Origin of the sequence: Dactylosporangium sp. NBC_01737 (genome assembly GCF_035963215.1) — a bacterium.
Lineage (GTDB): Bacteria > Actinomycetota > Actinomycetes > Mycobacteriales > Micromonosporaceae > Dactylosporangium.
This window is the reverse complement of the sequence record NZ_CP109153.1, coordinates 5,413,105-5,429,738: the sequence shown is the minus strand read 5'-3', so window position 1 is coordinate 5,429,738 and position 16,634 is coordinate 5,413,105. Positions and strand designations below refer to the sequence as shown.

The following is a 16,634-nucleotide window of genomic DNA, read 5'->3' as shown; positions in this document are numbered from 1 at the left end:
CTACTTGACTGTCGACAGGATCTGGTTGACCTGGGTCTCGGCGTCCTTGAGCAGCTGGTCGATGTTGGCGTTCGGGTCGGTGAGGACCTTGAGCATCGCCGTGTCGAGGGCCGCGTAGCACTGCTGCGCCGCCGGCGGCTCGACCTTCAGGGGGATGCCGGCGCTGGCCGCGTTGAACGGCTTGTAGTTGGCGGCGGGCACGTTGGCGTACTTGGTGTTGGCGGCGATGAGCTTCTGCTCCGACGCGCCGGTCCAGATGTTGGGCTCCGGGATGCCGACCGGCTGGTTCTTCTGCTTGTCGAGGGCCTTGTCGGCGTCGACGCGGTCCGGGTCGAGCTTGCGGAACGCGAGCCACTGCAGGCCCGCCTTGATCTTCGCCGGGGACAGGCCGGCCTTGAACATGTACCCGTCGCCGCCGCCGAGGGTCGCCTTGCCGTCGGGGATGACGCCGAGGCCGTAGTCCTCGTACCTGCCCTTGTACTGGTTGACGATGTTGGGCAGGTCGCCGGTGCCGCCGACGAACATGCCGAGCTTCCCGGCCGCCATCTGGGTCAGCAGGTCGGCGTATTCGAGGGCCTGCTTCTCGGCCATCGACCTGTCGGTGAACCGCATGTCCTTGAGCTGCTGCAGGACCTGCCGGCCCTGGGCGTTGTTGAAGCCGGCCTTCCAGGTGTCGCCGTCCTTGACCGCGACGTCGCCGCCGATGGAGTACAGCTCCGCGGTGAAGTGCCAGCCACCGGTGTTGCTCTTGCTGTAGTCGCCGTAGCCGGTGATGCCGTTGCCGAGCGCGGTGATCTTCTTCGCGGCCTCGCGGACGTCGGCCCACGTCGTCGGCGGCTTGTCGGGGTCGAGGCCGGCCTGCTGGAACAGGACGCGGTTGTAGATCAGGCCGAGGGAGTAGTTGGCCGACGGCAGCCCGTACACCTTGCCCTTGCTGTCGCTGAAGACCTGCATCAGGACGGGGCGGACGTCCTTGATCGCCGGGACCTCGCCGAGATACGGCGTGATGTCGGAGACCTGCTTCTTCGCGATGAGGTTCTGCGGGTCGGTGAAGTAGACGTAGAAGACGTCCTCGAGCTGGCCGCCGGCCAGTTTCGCGCTGAACGTCTTCGGGTCCATCTGACCCTCTTTGGCGTCGATCTTGATGTTTGGGTGCTTCGCCTCGAAGTCCTTGACGTCCTTCTCGAAGTTGGCGCGGTTGTACTCGTCGGTGGCGGCCGGCATGCCGTTGACGGTGATCGTGACGGGTCCGTCGGCGGCGTCACTCTTGTCCGATGTATCGCCACATGCGGCCAAAAACAGTGACGCGCACAGCGTCACGCTCAGGACGCCACGCAGGTGCTTCATGTGGTGCCTCTCTCTCCACGAGCCAAAAAGTCCGAAGGCGCGCTGCACCTTCCGGCGGGGGTGTGGCTTCTTGCTCACGACGTGTGAGGGCCGCGCCGTTGTCACCGGCGCGTGGAGACGAGAGTAGGACCATGGACATCAGAAAGTCCATAGGTTCATGCAATCCAATGCAAGAATTCGCTACTTTGCTTGCGTAGCCTTGCAAATGTAGGTATTTTCCCAGTTCAGAGGCTGTTTTTCACCGGCCCCGTGGAGTCGCGGACGATGAGCTCCGGGTCGTAGAGCTGCTCGTCGAGGGCGACCTTGCGCCCGTCGATCTGGGCCACGAGCGACGCGACCGCGGCCGCGCCGATGGTCTCGATCGGCTGCCGCAGCGTGGTCAGCGGCGGGTCCGTGTAGGCCATGTACGTCGAGTCGTCGAAGCCGATGACGGACAGGTCGCCGGGCACATCCAGGCCCTGCTTGCGGGCCGCCCGGATGGCGCCGAGGGCGAGAGCGTCGCTGGCACACACGACCGCCGTCGCACCCTGCGCGAGCAGCCCGTTCGTGGCCGCCTGGCCGCCCTCCATCGAGAACAGGGTGCGCGCGACGAGCTTGCGCGACGCCCCCTTCACCCGGGCGAGGAACTCGGCGACCTTGCGGTCGGACGGCACGTGCCCGGCGGGCCCGACGACCACACCGATGCGCTGGTGGCCGAGGCTCTGCAGGTGGGCAAGGGCCAGGTCGACGGCCATCGCGTCGTCGACGCCGACCCGTGGCACGTCCCGGTTCTCGTCCGCCGGGTTGATCAGGATGATCGGCAGCTTGCGCCGCCGCAGCGCCTCGGCCTGCTCCGGGCCGGCGTCGGCGTAGCTGGCGGCGACGAACACGATGCCCGCGACCTGCCTGGCCAGGAGCATCTCGATGTAGTGCGCCTCGGAGACGCCGTCGGAGGTGCGCGTGCACAGCACCGGCACCAGGCCCTGCCGAAACAGCGCGCCCGCCATCGCCTCGGCGTACGCCGGGAAGATCGGGTTGTGCAAGTCGGGCAGCACCATGCCGACCAGCCGGGCCATCTCGCTGCGGTGCCGGAACGGCCGCTGGTAGCCCATCACGTCCAGCGCGGTGAGCACCGAGTCCCTGGTCGCGGCGGCGATGCCGGGCTTGTCGTGCAGCACCCGGCTGACCGTCGCCTCACTCACGCCGGCGTACTTCGCGACCTTCGACAGTCTCGTGACCACGCCGGCAGTCTAGCCAATGCCCGTGCAAAAACACCATCCGGTTGTGCAACGACTTGCATAACTCACGGTAGTTGCGAAAATTGTTACATTGGGCTGTGACCTTTCCCGGGCCGGTCCTCGCCGCACCCATGGCTGGCGGCGCCGGCACCCCCGCGCTCCTCGCCGCGTGCGGCGGCGGCTTCCTCGCCGCCGGCTATCTGGCACCCGGCGCCCTCGCCACCCGCATCGCCGAGGCCCGCGCCGCCGGCACCTGGTTCGGCGTCAACGTCTTCGCCCCGCCGCCGATCCCGGCCGACCCCGGCGAGCTGCACCGGTACCTGGAGGAGCTCCGCGACGAGTTCGCCGTGTACGACCTGACGCCGGTTCTGCCGTCCGCCGCCGGTGACGACGACCACTGGGCGGCGAAGCTGGACCTGCTGCTCGCCGACCCCGTCCCGGCGGTCAGCTTCACGTTCGGCATCCCGCCCGCCTCGACCGTTGCCGCGCTGCGCCGGGCGGGGACGCTCGTCCTGCAGACCGTCACCAGCCCCGTCGAGGCGCTCGCGGCGGCCGAGGCCGGCGTCGACGCCCTCGTCGTGCAGGCGCCCGCCGCCGGCGGCCACTCGGCGACCCTGACCCCGTCGGACCCGCCCGGTGCGTCGCCGCTGCCGGACCTCGTCGCGGCGGTCCTGGCCGTGACGCCACTGCCGATCGTCGCCGCCGGAGGGCTCGCGAGGTCCGCGGACGTGTCCGCCGCGCTGCACGCCGGCGCCACCGCCACCATGGTCGGCACGGCCCTGCTGCGCACCGACGAGGCTGGCACCTCCGCCCCGCACCGCACCGCCCTGTCCGCCGCCATCCGGATGCCGGCCGGGAGTTCCACGGGCGACACCGCCGGGGACTCCGGGGCCGGGCACGACACGGTGGTGACGCGGGCGTTCACCGGGCGGCCGGCGCGGGCGCTGCGCAACGGGTTCATCGACCGGCACGACGCGACCGCGCCGCTGGGCTACCCGCAGATCCACCACCTCACCGGCCCGCTGCGCAAGGCGGCCGCGGCGGCCGGCGACACCGACCGCGTCCACCTGTGGGCCGGCACCGGCCACCGCCACGCCGCCACCGGGCCGGCCGCCGCCGTCGTCGCCGCCCTGACCGCCGCGCTGTGACCGGCGCCGCCCTGACCCCCTACGCGGGGTGGACGATGGTCGCGGGCAGGCCGGACGCGGCGACCGCGGCGCGCAGGAGGCCGGCGTCGCCGCCGTAGACGCCGAGGGCGGCGGCGCGCGGATACGGCCGGACCCGCGCCCCGGCGTCCTCCAGGGCGAGGATCAGGCCCAGCACGCGGCCCTCTATTTCGCCGGTGAGGTCGCCGGTGAGCAGGACCCGGTGCTCGTGGGACCGGGAGCCGCCGCGGCCCTCGAAGGCCTCCTGCAGCACGGCCGCGGTCGAGCGGGTCATCGAGCGGGTCGTGTTGATGCCGGGCGGCGTCGGGGAGTACACGGGCCAGTAGGCGTGCCGCTCGCCGCGGCGCGGGCGGCGGGGGTGGCCGGCGCAGTGCCGCAGGAACCCGGGCAGGTCGGTGACGTGGTGCGCGCGGGCCTCCGCGACGAGGACCGCCCAGCTGAACCCGCCGACCAGCCCCCATGCGGCGCCGTCGAGCTGCCGGCCCCTGGACCAGGCGCGGACCTCGGCGAGCAGCGCCCGGAACGCGGGGTCGGCGGCGGGCAGCGCGTCGGCGTCGCGGACGGCGAGGACGGCGCGCAGGTCGGCGTCGTCGAGGGTGCCGAGATCCAGGGCCGGGTCGCCGGGGTCGGCGCGCACCCGCTGCACGTCGACGCCGACCCCGCCGACGGTGGCCCGCACGACGGGGACGACGGTGCCGGCGAGCCGGGCGCCGTCGAGCAGCCCGGCGAGCCCGGTCAGGGCGTCCGGGACGGCGGTGGCCCACACCAGGTCCAGGTCCGTCGACGGGCCGGCGACCCCGAGCCGCACCGAGCCGACGACATGCAGGCGCGCGGCGGGGTCGACGGCCGCGCAGGCGTCCGCGACGGCGTGCAGCGCGGCCGCGTGCGCCGGCGACGGCAGCGCGCTCCACTCCGGCAGCGGCGCCACCGCCGGATGCGGGCCGGCCACGCCGCCGAGGGCGACGCTGTCGCGCACCACGAACGGCTCGCCGTCGCGGCGGCTGATGAGGTCCACGGACGAGACGGTGAACTCCAGGGGCTCCCACTCGGCCTGCCACTGGCGTACCCGGGCGGCGACGTCGGACTCGGTGAGCTTCGCGACCGTCAGGTGGGGCGTGAACCCACCGCGGCTGTCCTGCTCCACGCAGCCGGGAAACCGCTGCGCCAGCAGCGCCTGCAGCTCCCGCAGCGGCCCCGTGGGGGACGGCTCCAGCCACACGGTGGTGCTGCCGCGGTGCTCGAACGTCCGGAACGTCTCCAGGCGGATCCGCAGCGGCCCGAACCCGGCGGCGGCCTCACGGACCGCGGCCGCCGCGGCAGGGAAGTCGGCCTCGGGGACGAATCCGTACACCAGGTTCACGTGCGGCATCCAGCGCCGGAACGACGGGTCGTGCGCCTCGCGGATCGCCTGCAGCGGCGCCCATGCCGACGGCGGCGGCCGCAGCACCAGCGCCGACGTGTGCACCGGGGCGGCCGTGACCACAGCGGGCGGCACGGCGTCCTGCAGCAGCGCGGTGACCCCGAAATGGTCGGACACGAACCTGTCGCCGTCGAACGGCCGGTCCGCGAAGCGCTCCACGGCGAGCGGGACGAGCCCGCCGGGGGTGCCGGAGCGGACCAGGATCCGGTCCAGCCGCCTGGACCGCCCCGTCACCGACGCGAGCGCCGCGAGGGGGTTCACCGCCGGGTCGAACGTGAAGCCGGCGTCGTGCGGGTGCAGCAGCCGCCACGGGTCGGTGTACCCGTCCACGTCCGGCCGGGTGTCGTCGCCGAAGTTGAGGTCGGCCAGGACGACGGCGCCGTGCAGGTCGCCGCGGCCGAGCCGCTCGTCGATGATGCGCAGCTGATGCTCCCGGCGCTGCTCCGCGCCGGCGGTGTGGTCGCTGGTGAGGTGCGCGGCGGCGAACCCGACCCGCCGCCCGTTGAGGTCCAGCACGCCCAGGACGGTCCGCTTGTAGGTGCTGAGCCGGTGCACCTCGATGGCCAGCGGCCAGCGGGCCAGCAGGACGGTGCCGTAGCCCGCCTCCGGGTCCGGCCCCATCGACACGTGGTAGCCGTCGCGCACCCACGCCGCGGCCAGCAGCGCGTCCCACAGCACCGGCGTCACCTCGTGCAGCGCGACGACGTCCGCGCCGAGCCCCTCGAGAACCTCGACGCAGGCGGGGACCCGCAGGTCCGGGTAGGTGAGGTCGCGGTCGTACGCGTCGGACAGCACGTTGAACGTCGCCACCTGGACCGCGTCGACCCGCACGTCCCCGGGCGGGCCGGCCGGCACCCACGCGCCGGCCGCCGGGTCGAACCGCAGGCACTCCGCCGGGTCGAACGCGACCTGCCGCCGCACCGCCGCGGGTCTCGCGGCCTTCGCCGGCGCCGCGGGCGGGGCCGACCCGATCGCGGTCAGGTCGGCGGCGGGCGTGTCGCCGGTGCCGAACACCAGGTCGACCCGGGCATGGCGGTCCCAGACGGTGAGGTCGCCGGCCTTCACGTACCGGACCCGGTGCCACGGCACGTCCCCGCCGGCCACGAACAGCGGCAGCGGCGACTCGCGGATCCCGGCGCCGCGCTCCTCGTAGCCGACCACGAACCGGGCGGCGTCCAGCGCCGCGTCGAACCGGATCCTGGACACGATGTCCTGGACGGGACGCAGACTCCCGGTGCCGCGCCCCTTCGCCATGACCGGATGGTAGGCGCCCGCCTCCGGCCCGCTCCACCCGTTATCGGCCGCCGGGGGAAACACGACCGCGCCCGGTCCCCGCCGGAAAACCGGCAGGGCGGGCGCGGGGTGCGTGCAGGATCTACAGGTGGGCGTTGACGGCGGGCAGCAGGTCGCGGAACGTGCGTCCGGAGGCCTGCGTGCCGATCGCGGTCATCGTCCAGCCCTGCTGGTCGCGGGTCAGCTTGCACATGACCTGCGCCGTGTGCGGGCCGGAGCCGCTGAGGTCGAAGCGGGCCAGCTCGGCGCCGTTCGTCTCGTCGATGAGGCGGCAGTACGCGTTCTCGATCTGGGCGAAGCTCTGCCCGGTGAACGAGTTGACCACGAAGACCAGCGTGCGGACGTTGAGCGACAGTGCGACCAGGTCGACGATGATGCTCTCGTCGTCGCCCTCACCCGCGCCGGTGGTGTTGTCGCCGGTGTGCTGCACGGCACCGTCGGTGCTGCGCAGCTGCCGGAACCACACCTGGTCGACGAGGGCGTTGGCGCTGTCGAACAGCAGGCAGGACGCGTCCAGGTCGATCGACTGGGTCTTCAGGCCGCCGAACAGGCCCTTCTTCTTCATGGCGTCCCAGCCGAGGCCCATGCGGACCTTGGTGAGCGTGCCGCCGCCGCCCTTGACGAGCGAGACGGACTGGCCCTTGCTCAGACTCACACCCATATGTACGCCTTCCGAAAGGTCGACAACGCTGTCATTTACGGCCGGCCGCCCAGCGCATGCCCCAGCCGTAGGTCTCGTCGAGCAGGCGCTGGCCACCGCGGACGTAGCGGACCTCGCGGCGCACGGACACGTCGGTGCCGTTGCCCTCGATCATCGCGATCGCGCACATCATGGCCGACGGGTCCGGCTCGTCGAGGTGGATCTCCAGCTGGGGGCCGGCGACCGGGAAGAGGGTCACCACCGCCTGGGCCGCGGCCCAGTTCGGGGTGCCCTCGTAGATGAACGCGAACACCAGGATCCGGCGGATGTTCGCCGCGTACCGCAGGTCGACGAACAGGTTCTCGCCGCCGGTGTTCGTGCCGCTGCGATCGTCGCCGTCGAGGCGGCAGATCGGGTCGCGGCCGAGGGTGTGCACGTCACGCAGCGAGTCGCCGAGCGCCTGCACGACCCCCTTGGAGCCGTCGGTGTACTCGTAGAGGCAGCCCAGGTCGAGGTCGACGCCCTTCGGCCTGCGGCTGAACAGCCCGCCCTTGCCGGCGGGCTGCGCCCAGTTGAGGTTGACCCGGAGGATGCCCGCGGCCCCGCCCTGCTTGGCGAGCGAGACCGCCGGGGCCGCCTTGGTCAGTGTGACCTTGTTCAGCGAGACCGGGTTGTTCGGGTTCGTCACGGCGTTGCCTGCCTTCCCGGGAGGGGTGCGGGGGTTTGAGTTACGGGCGGCCGGCGAGGCTCTCGGCGCGCTCCTCGGCGGCCTCGGCGGCGTCGTTGCGCCTGTTGAGCACGACCGAGGACAGGAACGCGGCGAGGATGAAGCCGACACCGATCAGGCCGGTGACGATCTCGGGCACCTCGTACTTGATCCCGACCAGCAGGATCGCGGCGAGGGCGCCGATGGCCCAGTGCGCGCCGTGCTCGAGGAACACGTACTCGCTCAGGGTGCCCTTGCGGACCAGGTACACCGTCAGCGACCGGATGTACATCGCGCCGACACCGAGGCCGGCGGCGATGACGAAGATGTTCTGGCTGATGGCGAACGCGCCGATGACGCCGTCGAACGAGAACGACGCGTCGAGCACCTCGAGGTAGAGGAACAGGAAGAACGCGGCCTTGCCGGCCACCTGGACGACGGCGTTCGGTCCGCCGGCGCGGCTGACGGAGGCCTCGACGTCGCCCGCGTCACCGTGTATCCCGGCGGCCTTCTCCTTCTCGTCGTCATCCTCGTCGTCGTCATCGCCGAGGCCACCGGCGTTCTCGAAGAGTTCACCGAGGCTGTTGACCAGGATGTAGACGGCGATGCCGAGCACACCGGAGACCATGACCGTGCCGACGTCCTTGGCGAGGGTCTCCGCCGCGATCACGAGGATGGCCAGGGACAGGACCACCGACAGCTGGTCGAGCTTGCCGATCTTGGCAAGCGGCTTCTCCAGCCAGCTGAGCCAGGTGTGCTCGCGGGTCTCCAGGACGAAGTCCAGGAAGAGCACGAGCAGGAACATGCCGCCGAAGGCGGCGATGCTCGGGTGCGCCTCGTGCAGCAGGGCGGCGTAGGTGCCCGGCTCGTCGACCGACCCGCCCTCGAGGGCGAGCCGGACGACGTCGATCGGGTTGAGTGAGGCGGTGATGCCGACGAGCAGCAGGGGGAAGACCAGGCGCATGCCGAACACGGCGATGAGGACGCCGACGGTGAGGAACAGCCGCTGCCACCAGGCGTTCATCCGCCCCAGCACGGTCGCGTTGACCACCGCGTTGTCGAACGAGACCGAGATCTCCAGCACGCAGAGGATGGCGACGATGAGGAAGGCGGTCGGCCCACCCAGGAGGAAGGCGGCAATGAGCGTCACCGCGGTGACCCCCAGTGACCAGCCGAATGTCTTCAAGAACATCTGTCACACCGTTTCGGGCTCATCGGGATGTTGCGGGTGCGCCGACCTTACTATCCGACGTTGACGCCGAAGTCCCCGGCGATGCCCCGCAGCCCGGACGCGTAGCCCTGACCGACCGCGCGGAACTTCCATTCGGCACCATTGCGGTACAATTCGCCGAACACCATCGCGGTTTCGGTGGAAGCGTCCTCGCTCAGATCGTACCGCGCGAGCTCGACGCCGTCGGCGCTGTTGAAGACGCGGATGAAGGCGTTGCGGACCTGGCCGAAGGACTGCGAGCGGGTGTCGGCGTCGTAGATCGACACCGGGAAGACGATCTTGTCGATCTCGGCCGGCAGGCCGGCGAGGTTGACCTTGATCTGCTCGTCGTCACCGCCGCCCTCACCGGTCAGGCTGTCGCCGGTGTGCTGGATCGAGCCGTCCGGGGTCGCCAGGTTGCCGTAGAAGATGAAGTGCTTGTCGGAGAAGACCTTGCCCTCGGCGTTCGTCGCGATCGCCGACGCATCGAGGTCGAACTCGGTGCCTGTCGTCGTGCGGACATCCCAACCGAGGCCGACGGTCACCGCCGTCAGACCGGCGGGACCCGCCTGCTTGGTCAGTGAGACGTTGCCACCTTTGGTCAGGCTGATGCCCATACCGATCTCCAGTCATTCGATGTTTTGCCGATGATCCCCCGGCGTCAGGCGGCGCCGACGGCTGATCATGATGGTGCCCGCCCGAGAGTAGCGTCCGGCCGCCAGCGGGAGTCGGTGTTCGCTCGTTCGTGCGGGCGCGTCCGCTTGAAGCGTTGGGGTAGGCTCCGCCTTGTTCGATCAATGTTCGACACTAGCCGGAAGCGCGTTAGCTTTGAAGGCGGCTCCGGTGTCGTCGATCAGCCGGATGAATATATCCGACAAGCCGATCGGACATGGTTGACGACCACAACGAGAGCGCGAGGAGAGTTCCCATGTCCGTCACCCTCACCAAGGGCGGCAATGTCTCGCTCACCAAGCAGGCGCCGAACCTTCGCGCGGTGATGATCGGCCTCGGCTGGGATGAGCGGTCCACCAGCGGCGCCGAGTTCGACCTCGACGCAAGCGCCCTCATGCTCGGCGAGAGCGGCAAGATCCTGTCGGATCAGCACTTCGTCTTCTTCAACAACCTGAAGAGCCCCGAGGGGTCCGTCGAGCACACCGGCGACAACCTCACCGGCGGCGGCGACGGTGACGACGAGAAGATCCTGGTGCAGCTCGCCCAGGTCCCGGCGGAGTGCCACAAGATCGTGTTCCCCGTGTCGATCTACGAGGCGCCCCAGCGCGGCCAGAACTTCGGCCAGGTCCGCAACGCCTTCATCCGGGTGGTCAACCAGGACGGCGGCGCGGAGCTCACCCGCTACGACCTCACCGAGGACGCCTCCTCGGAGACCGCGATGATCTTCGGCGAGCTGTACCGGCACAACGGCGAGTGGAAGTTCCGCGCCGTCGGCCAGGGGTATGCCTCCGGGCTGGCCGGTATCGCCCGCGACTTCGGCGTCAACGTCGGCTGAGCTGCACCAACGAGAGTTGATCGGAAAGGGTCCTGGAATGTCCGAACTCGATCTCGGCGGCCCCCCGCAGCAGGGCGCGCTGGTGCTGACTCCTCCCGCGCCGGTCGTGGTCGTGGAGCCGGCCCAGGCGGCAGGTGCGGTGCCCTTGCAGTCCGAGAAGCAGGTGGAGCTGCGCAAGAAGGCCACCGCCTTCGTCGAGGAGCTGGCCGCGATCGACACCAACTCGCCGGCCTTCCAGCAGAAGGTCTCGTCGATCACGTCGATGGGCGAGCAGGACATGCGCGCGGCGGCCGGGATGTCCAACCGCATGTTGGAGCGTCCCGCCGCCGCCCTGGGCCGCAGCCGGGGGCGCGGCGCCACCGACGACGCCCAGACCAGGGTCGCCAACACCCTCGTCGACCTGCGCACCACGATCACCGACCTGGACCCCAACCGGGCCGACCTGACCGGCGTGCAGAAGGTCCTGAAGTGGCTGCCCGGCGGCGACAAGATCGACCGGTATTTCGCCAAGTACAAGTCGGCGCAGTCGCACCTCAACGCGATCATCGTCTCGCTGGACTCCGGACAGAACGACCTGCGCAAGGACAACGCGGCCATTGAGACCGAGAAGGTCAACATGTGGACCACGATGGGCCGCCTTGCCGAGTACAACGAGCTCGCCGCGGCCCTCGACAGCGCGATCGAGGCGAAGGTCAACGCCCTGGAGGCCTCCGGTCAGACCGACGCCGCCGCGACGCTGCGCTCCGACGCGCTGTTCCCGGTCCGGCAGCGCCGGCAGGACATCATGACCCAGATGGCGGTCAACGTGCAGGGCTACATGGCCCTCGACCTGGTCCGCCGCAACAACCTGGAGCTCATCCGCGGTGTCGACCGGGCGCAGACGACCACCATCGCCGCGCTGCGCATCGCGGTGATCGTGTCGCAGGCCCTGGCCCGGCAGAAGCTCGTCCTGGACCAGATCACCCAGCTCAACACGGTCACCTCGAATCTCATCGAGGCCACGTCACAGCAGCTCAAGACGCAGGGCGCGGCGATCAACCAGCAGGCCGCGTCGTCCACCATCGACATCAACAAGCTCCAGGCGGCGTTCGACAACGTGTTCGCCACCATGGACGCGCTCGACACGTTCCGCGCGCAGGCGGTCGACTCGATGGCGCAGACGGTCCAGGCCCTTGAGGGGCAGATCCAGCGTGCCGCGCCGTATCTCGAGCGCACGCGGCGCGGCGAGCAGACCGGCTGACCCACCCGTGCGCTGGCTGCGATGGTGGGGGGACGCCGACGACGACGCGGCCCCCGCCACCGAACCCACGGCCGACCAGGTCGACGATCCCGAGCAGATCCGCCGGCGGATCGTGGACGCCGAGCACTTCGTCAACCAGCACGCGTCCCGGCTGCCGGCGTCCGCGGTCGTCAAGGCGCGCTGGCTCACCGACACGCTCCGGGAGATCCTGGACACGTCGGCGACCCGGCCGCTCGACATCCACGCGGTGCTGCTGGTCCGCAACACCGTCGAGGACTTCCTGCCGACCACCCTTCGCAGCTACCTGACTCTGGAGGCGTCGATGCGCGACCGGCCCGCCCCGGTCCCGGAGCTGCTGGAGCAGCTCGACCTGCTGCAGGAGGCCGCGTCCAACATCCTGGTCGCCGTGCGCGGCCAGGACCGTGACGCCCTCGCCACCCAGGGCAACTTCCTGCGGACCAAGTTCTCCGGCTCCGACCTGGACCTCTCATGACCGGCCAGCGCAGCGTCTCGGGCCGGTCATCGTGGGCCCAGCATTGGGTCGTGCCGACGCCGGAGGCGGCGGCATGACCGGAGCCGTGAAGGAGATGAAGCGCGGGGCGAACGTCACGCTGACCCGGGAGATCCCCGACCTGCGCGGGGTCGTGCTCGGGGTGCAGTTCAGCGCGGGCCTCGAGCAGGTCCTGGTCGACAACATCGTCGTCGCCGCGATCCTCTGCCGCGGCGACGGTGACGCCGTCTCCGACCGGCACTTCGTGTACTTCAACCAGCTCGCCTCGCCCGACCTGTCGGTGCAGCAGCTGCGGGAGGTCGTCGGCGAGGACCGGGACCAGATCGAGGTCGACCTGCACGCCGCGCCCGCCGAGGTCACGCGGATCGTCGTCGTCATGTATGTCAACGAGGGCACCGCGGTGCGCCGCACCCTCGGCCGGTTGAAGACGTGCATCATCAGGGTCCTCAACCTCGACGGCAACGCGGAGCTGATCCGTTCGGAGAACCTGGCCCCGGCCCTGGACTCCGAGACCGGCCTGGCGCTCGGCGAGCTGTACCGGCACAGCGGCGGCTGGAAGTTCAAGGTCCTCGGCGACGGATACGCGGGCGGTGTCACGGCCCTCGCGGCCGACTACGGGATCCGGTTGTGAGCGGCACGGACGACCTGTCCTGGCTGCGGCACCGCGGCCCAGTCCACGCCGCCGTCACCACCGACGACCTGTCCTGGATCCGGCACCGGCGCCTCCCTGCCAGGGCGACCACACCGGCGCCCGCCCCCGCGCCGCCGCCCGCAGCCACGGCGGCCACCTCCCTGGACCTGTCCAGCGGCCCCGCCGCCCCGCCGCCCGCGCGGAGCACCTCCCTCGACCTGTCCGGTGGCGACACGTCCCTCGATCTGTCCGGCGGCAGCGGTACCCCACCGCCCGTGCCCGCCGCAAACACGTCCCTGGACCTGTCCGACCGCACCACCCCGCCGCCCGCGCCCGCCCGGAGCACCTCCCTCGATCTGTCCGGCGAGGCGACCCAGGACCCGGTGCCGTTCGCTCCCCCGCCGAGGGCCACGCCCGCGGCCGCCCCGCCGGTGGCGGCCACGCCGGCGTTCACCCCGCCGCGCACCCATGACTCCGCGCCGACGGTGCTGTCGCCGCGCCGGCCGTCGGTGCAGCTGACCCGGCTCCAGTCCGGCATCGGAGCGCTGACGTTCGAGGCCGCCTGGTCGCCGGACGACGGGTTCGTGCTCGGCTGCGCGTACCAGATGGACTCCGGCTGGTCCTCGGTGCTGCGCCCGGGCGAGACGTTCGGCCCGCTCGCCTTCGACCGGCGCGCCGGGCACCAGCGGCTGCGCCTGGACCTGCTGCACGGCCGGCACCTGCAGCGGCTCATCGTGTTCGGCGTGCCGGCGGCCGATCCCGGGCCGCACTGGGCCGGCACGCTGCTCATCAGCACCCACGGCCACGCCCGCGTCGAGATCCCCATCGACCCTCCGGCGCCGGGTCCGACGGTGCTGCTGTCGCTGTACAACGTCGACGGCGAGATCGTCCTGCGCGCGGAGGCCCAGACGGTGCCCGGCCGGATCCGCGACGCGTGCCTGGCCTTCGGCTACGACCGCATCGCCTGGCGCGACGCCGACACCGCGATCCCGCCGGCCACCTGACCGCCGCCACCGGCACCGCCACCATCGCCACCATCGCCACCACCGCCACCACCGCCACCACCGCCACCACCGGCACCACCGGCACCATCACCACCGGCACCACCGGCACCATCACCACCGCCACCACCGGAACTGCCCCGACCGGAACCGGCAGCGGCCTGACCGGCGCCGCGGCGGGCCCGGTAGGCGGCGGCCTTGACCCGGTTGCCGCACTCCTCCATGCCGCACCAGGCGCGGTTGCCGGCCCTGGAACGGTCCACGAACAGCCGGGTGCACTCCTGCAGCGCGCACTCCCGCACCAGTGCCATGTCGGGCCCGCCGAGCAGCTCGACCACCGCGACCGCCACGGCCGCCCCGAGCGCCGCCGCCCCGCCCACCCGCCGGACCCCGCCGGTGGTGAGGCTCACCCCGGGCCGCGTGACGGCGGCCGCCGCGTTCAGCGCGCGCAGGTCCCTCGCCGGCCAGGAACGCCCCTCAAGCGTGGCGATGACGAGCCGGTAGACCAGCTCCCGCAGGGCAACCAATGACCCGTAGTCCACTGTGGACAGTTGCGGGGCGGACGTCAGCACGCCCGCCTCAACGGCCCAGCGCGCCGCGTCCGCCGGGGTGGCGAGGAGCTCCTCCGGGGCGCTGCGGCGCCACTTGAGCGTGCCGGCGAAGTCGAGGGCGAGGTCACCGCTGACGAACACGAACGTCACGTCACCACCTTGACAGGTGACGCCGTCCCGGCGCAAGGTTGTCGTCACCGGTTAGACAGGTGACGCGAAGGGGACGAGCATGATCAGCGCCGAGGAGTACCTCTACTACACCGACCGCGCGCTGGACGGCATGGTCCGCATCGTCACCGACCTCGGCGACGAGCGGGCCTGCAAGCGGCCGATGCCTGGGGCGAACTCGCCGTTCGCGCTGCTGACGCACTGCCTCGGCGTGGTCGGGTTCTGGGCCGGGACCCTCGTCGCGGGGCGGCCGAGCGAGCGCGACCGGGACGCGGAGTTCACCGCGGAGGGCCGGGTCGAGGACCTCGTGGCGCGGGTCGCGCAGGTGCGGGCGCAGTTCGCCGCCGACGTGCGCGGCGCGTCACCGCAGGACCCGCCCCGGGGCACGCCGCCGCCGGGGTTCCAGGGTCCCGAGCGGGTCGCCACGCAGGGCGCCGCGCTGCAGCACGTCTTCGAGGAGCTGGCCCAGCACCACGGCCAGATGGAGATCCTGCGCGACTGCATCAGCCCCGAGCGTGGCGACGACACGGCGCGGCTGCGGGCCGGGCACGGCGTCAAGTGGGGCGCGACGGCGCCGGGCACCATCGGCGCCTGGGTCGCCGACATGGACCTCGGGGTCTCCCCCGCGATCCGCGAGCGCCTCCTGGACCTGGTGCACCGCGAGGACTTCGGCTACCCGTTCTGGCGTGGCGAGGACCCGGTCGTCGCCGCGTTCGAGGACTGGATGCGGCAGCGGCACGGCTGGAGCCCGCGCCCCGGACGCACCAGGATCTTCACCGACCTGCTGCAGATCCTCCAGGTGATGATCGAGCACACGACCGCGCCCGGCGACGGGGTCGCGATCCACGTCCCGGCGTACCCGCCGTTCCTGGCCAGCATCGCGCGCGCCGGGCGGCGCATCGTGCCGCTGCCGATGCTCGGGGACGGAGCTGGGGACTCGCGCTGGACGTTCGACACCGAACGGCTCGCGGAGCGGCTCGCGGGCTGCCGGCTGCTGGTCCTCGTCAACCCGCACAACCCGACCGGCCGGGTCTTCGACCGGGCCGAGCTCGAGGCCCTGGCGACGGTCGCGGAGCGGCTCGACCTGGTGGTGCTCGCCGACGAGGTGCACGCCGACCTCGCGTACGCGCCGCACCGGCACATCCCGTTCGCGTCGCTCGACCCGTCGGTCGCGGCGCGGACCGTCACCGCGACCTCGGCGACGAAGGCGTTCAACCTGGCCGCGCTGCGCCTCGCCGTCGCGCACGTCGGCCCGGAGCAGGTGCGGGCGTCGCTGGACGCGCAACCCCTCGACGTGTACGGCACACCCAGCATCGCGGGCCGGGTCGCGACCGTCGCCGCGTGGCGGGAGTCGGCGGGCTGGCTGGAGCAGACCCGGGCGCTGCTGCGCGCCAACCGGGACACGGTCGCCGCGCGGCTGCCGCACCGGCCGCCGGAGGCGACGTACCTCAGCTGGATCCCTTGGGGCGGCACGGATCCGGCCGGGGATCTGGAGCGCACCGCGAAGGTCAGGCTCAGCGCGGGCGCGGAGTTCTCCGCGGGGACCACAGTGGACACCGCCGGCTTCGTCCGCCTCAACTTCGCCACCGGGCCCGCCGTGCTCGCCGACATGCTGGACCGGCTCAGCGGTGGCGATACTCCCCGATGACCTCCAGCGGCACCGCCAGCACGTCACCCAGCCCGGCACCGTCGGTGACCACCACCGACCACCGGTCGTAGTCGATCCGGTGGCCGAAATTGACGCCGCCGCGGGGCTGCGGCACGTGGGCGAAGTCGGCGGCGTCGAGGGCGGCGCGCAGCCGCCGGTGCTGCCCGGGGGTCAGCCAGGACCATGCCAGGTCCTGCTCACCGACCAGCACCTTGCCGGACTCCCAGATCACCACCGTGTCGTAGCGACCGGCGATCCCGCCGCCGCTGTGCACCCGGATCAGCACCTCGTCGGTGCCGAACCACAGGGCCGATCCGGCCAGGAGGACCGCCCCGGCCAGGAGCGCCCGTCGGCGCCGCACTGATTTCACCATGAGCC

Annotated in this window: 16 protein-coding genes; 7 read left to right on the top strand and 9 right to left on the bottom strand. The window is 71.7% G+C overall.

Translation table 11 applies throughout. The annotated features are described in order from the left end of the window. Together OHA72_RS24400 and OHA72_RS24395 are read right to left on the bottom strand one after the other, a co-directional pair. The gene (locus OHA72_RS24400) at positions 1-1,347 is read right to left on the bottom strand and encodes an ABC transporter substrate-binding protein (RefSeq protein WP_327010103.1); all 1,347 of its coding nucleotides are present in this window, start codon (positions 1,345-1,347) and stop codon (positions 1-3) included. 224 nt (positions 1,348-1,571) lie between these two features. Further along, a complete protein-coding gene (locus tag OHA72_RS24395; protein ID WP_327010102.1) occupies positions 1,572-2,567 on the bottom strand; it encodes a LacI family DNA-binding transcriptional regulator in 996 nt (331 codons plus the stop codon). A gap of 95 nt (positions 2,568-2,662) precedes the next feature. Here OHA72_RS24395 and OHA72_RS24390 point away from each other — a divergent pair, with 95 nt between their 5' ends. Beyond that, positions 2,663-3,712 (top strand): nitronate monooxygenase, encoded by a 1,050-nt coding sequence (locus OHA72_RS24390; RefSeq protein ID WP_327010101.1) that lies wholly within the window; start codon positions 2,663-2,665, stop codon positions 3,710-3,712. A gap of 19 nt (positions 3,713-3,731) precedes the next feature. Here the strand turns inward: OHA72_RS24390 and OHA72_RS24385 are convergent, their stop codons facing one another. The 5 genes from OHA72_RS24385 to OHA72_RS24365 all read right to left on the bottom strand — a co-directional run bounded on the left by OHA72_RS24385 (position 3,732) and on the right by OHA72_RS24365 (position 9,616). Next, complete coding sequence (locus OHA72_RS24385) at positions 3,732-6,404, bottom strand: RNA repair domain-containing protein (RefSeq protein ID WP_327010100.1); 2,673 nt, start codon at positions 6,402-6,404, stop codon at positions 3,732-3,734. A gap of 121 nt (positions 6,405-6,525) precedes the next feature. Next, positions 6,526-7,104 carry a TerD family protein gene (locus OHA72_RS24380; protein WP_327010099.1) on the bottom strand — a complete coding sequence of 193 codons (579 nt, stop codon included), beginning with the start codon at positions 7,102-7,104 and terminating at the stop codon, positions 6,526-6,528. Positions 7,105-7,135: 31 nt separating this feature from the next. Next, positions 7,136-7,771, bottom strand: coding sequence for a TerD family protein (locus tag OHA72_RS24375; RefSeq protein WP_327010098.1), 636 nt, complete (start codon positions 7,769-7,771; stop codon positions 7,136-7,138). 40 nt (positions 7,772-7,811) lie between these two features. Further along, positions 7,812-8,981: a DUF475 domain-containing protein gene (locus OHA72_RS24370; protein ID WP_327010097.1), complete on the bottom strand. Its 1,170-nt coding sequence runs from the start codon at positions 8,979-8,981 to the stop codon at positions 7,812-7,814. Between the two features lie 50 nt (positions 8,982-9,031). After that, complete coding sequence (locus tag OHA72_RS24365) at positions 9,032-9,616, bottom strand: TerD family protein (protein WP_327010096.1); 585 nt, start codon at positions 9,614-9,616, stop codon at positions 9,032-9,034. 311 nt (positions 9,617-9,927) lie between these two features. On the opposite strand from OHA72_RS24365, the gene OHA72_RS24360 reads away from it, so the two are divergent. From OHA72_RS24360 to OHA72_RS24340, 5 genes are all read left to right on the top strand, one after another. After that, entirely contained in the window at positions 9,928-10,506 is a 579-nt protein-coding gene (locus OHA72_RS24360) for a TerD family protein (RefSeq protein ID WP_327010095.1), read from the top strand. Between the two features lie 37 nt (positions 10,507-10,543). After that, positions 10,544-11,746, top strand: a complete 1,203-nt coding sequence (locus tag OHA72_RS24355) for a toxic anion resistance protein (protein ID WP_327010094.1) — start codon at positions 10,544-10,546, stop codon at positions 11,744-11,746. Between the two features lie 7 nt (positions 11,747-11,753). Continuing rightward, entirely contained in the window at positions 11,754-12,239 is a 486-nt protein-coding gene (locus OHA72_RS24350; RefSeq protein ID WP_327010093.1) for a hypothetical protein, read from the top strand. 73 nt (positions 12,240-12,312) lie between these two features. Beyond that, positions 12,313-12,888 (top strand): TerD family protein, encoded by a 576-nt coding sequence (locus OHA72_RS24345; RefSeq protein ID WP_327010092.1) that lies wholly within the window; start codon positions 12,313-12,315, stop codon positions 12,886-12,888. Further along, the gene (locus tag OHA72_RS24340) at positions 12,885-13,892 is read left to right on the top strand and encodes a hypothetical protein (protein ID WP_327010091.1); all 1,008 of its coding nucleotides are present in this window, start codon (positions 12,885-12,887) and stop codon (positions 13,890-13,892) included. The genes OHA72_RS24345 and OHA72_RS24340 overlap by 4 nt, the downstream gene beginning before the upstream one ends. Here OHA72_RS24340 and OHA72_RS24335 read toward each other — a convergent pair. Next, positions 13,838-14,590, bottom strand: a complete 753-nt coding sequence (locus tag OHA72_RS24335; RefSeq protein WP_327010090.1) for a CGNR zinc finger domain-containing protein — start codon at positions 14,588-14,590, stop codon at positions 13,838-13,840. The genes OHA72_RS24340 and OHA72_RS24335 overlap by 55 nt on opposite strands. 79 nt (positions 14,591-14,669) lie before the next feature. Here OHA72_RS24335 and OHA72_RS24330 point away from each other — a divergent pair, with 79 nt between their 5' ends. Then, on the top strand, positions 14,670-16,256 hold the full coding sequence (locus tag OHA72_RS24330; protein ID WP_327010089.1) for an aminotransferase class I/II-fold pyridoxal phosphate-dependent enzyme: 1,587 nt from the start codon (positions 14,670-14,672) through the stop codon (positions 16,254-16,256). Here OHA72_RS24330 and OHA72_RS24325 read toward each other — a convergent pair. After that, positions 16,231-16,617 (bottom strand): hypothetical protein, encoded by a 387-nt coding sequence (locus tag OHA72_RS24325; RefSeq protein ID WP_327010088.1) that lies wholly within the window; start codon positions 16,615-16,617, stop codon positions 16,231-16,233. The genes OHA72_RS24330 and OHA72_RS24325 overlap by 26 nt on opposite strands. Between the last annotated feature and the right edge of the window lie 17 nt (positions 16,618-16,634).

What these genes read in the sequence shown, in the direction of transcription:
- OHA72_RS24400 (WP_327010103.1), bottom strand. Translation starts at nt 1,347, where the DNA reads ATGAAGCACCTGCGTGGCGTCCTGAGCGTGACGCTGTGCGCGTCACTG.
- OHA72_RS24385 (WP_327010100.1), bottom strand. Translation starts at nt 6,404, where the DNA reads ATGGCGAAGGGGCGCGGCACCGGGAGTCTGCGTCCCGTCCAGGACATC.
- OHA72_RS24380 (WP_327010099.1), bottom strand. Translation starts at nt 7,104, where the DNA reads ATGGGTGTGAGTCTGAGCAAGGGCCAGTCCGTCTCGCTCGTCAAGGGC.
- OHA72_RS24370 (WP_327010097.1), bottom strand. Translation starts at nt 8,981, where the DNA reads ATGTTCTTGAAGACATTCGGCTGGTCACTGGGGGTCACCGCGGTGACG.
- OHA72_RS24365 (WP_327010096.1), bottom strand. Translation starts at nt 9,616, where the DNA reads ATGGGCATCAGCCTGACCAAAGGTGGCAACGTCTCACTGACCAAGCAG.
- OHA72_RS24360 (WP_327010095.1), top strand. Translation starts at nt 9,928, where the DNA reads ATGTCCGTCACCCTCACCAAGGGCGGCAATGTCTCGCTCACCAAGCAG.
- OHA72_RS24355 (WP_327010094.1), top strand. Translation starts at nt 10,544, where the DNA reads ATGTCCGAACTCGATCTCGGCGGCCCCCCGCAGCAGGGCGCGCTGGTG.
- OHA72_RS24345 (WP_327010092.1), top strand. Translation starts at nt 12,313, where the DNA reads ATGACCGGAGCCGTGAAGGAGATGAAGCGCGGGGCGAACGTCACGCTG.
- OHA72_RS24330 (WP_327010089.1), top strand. Translation starts at nt 14,670, where the DNA reads ATGATCAGCGCCGAGGAGTACCTCTACTACACCGACCGCGCGCTGGAC.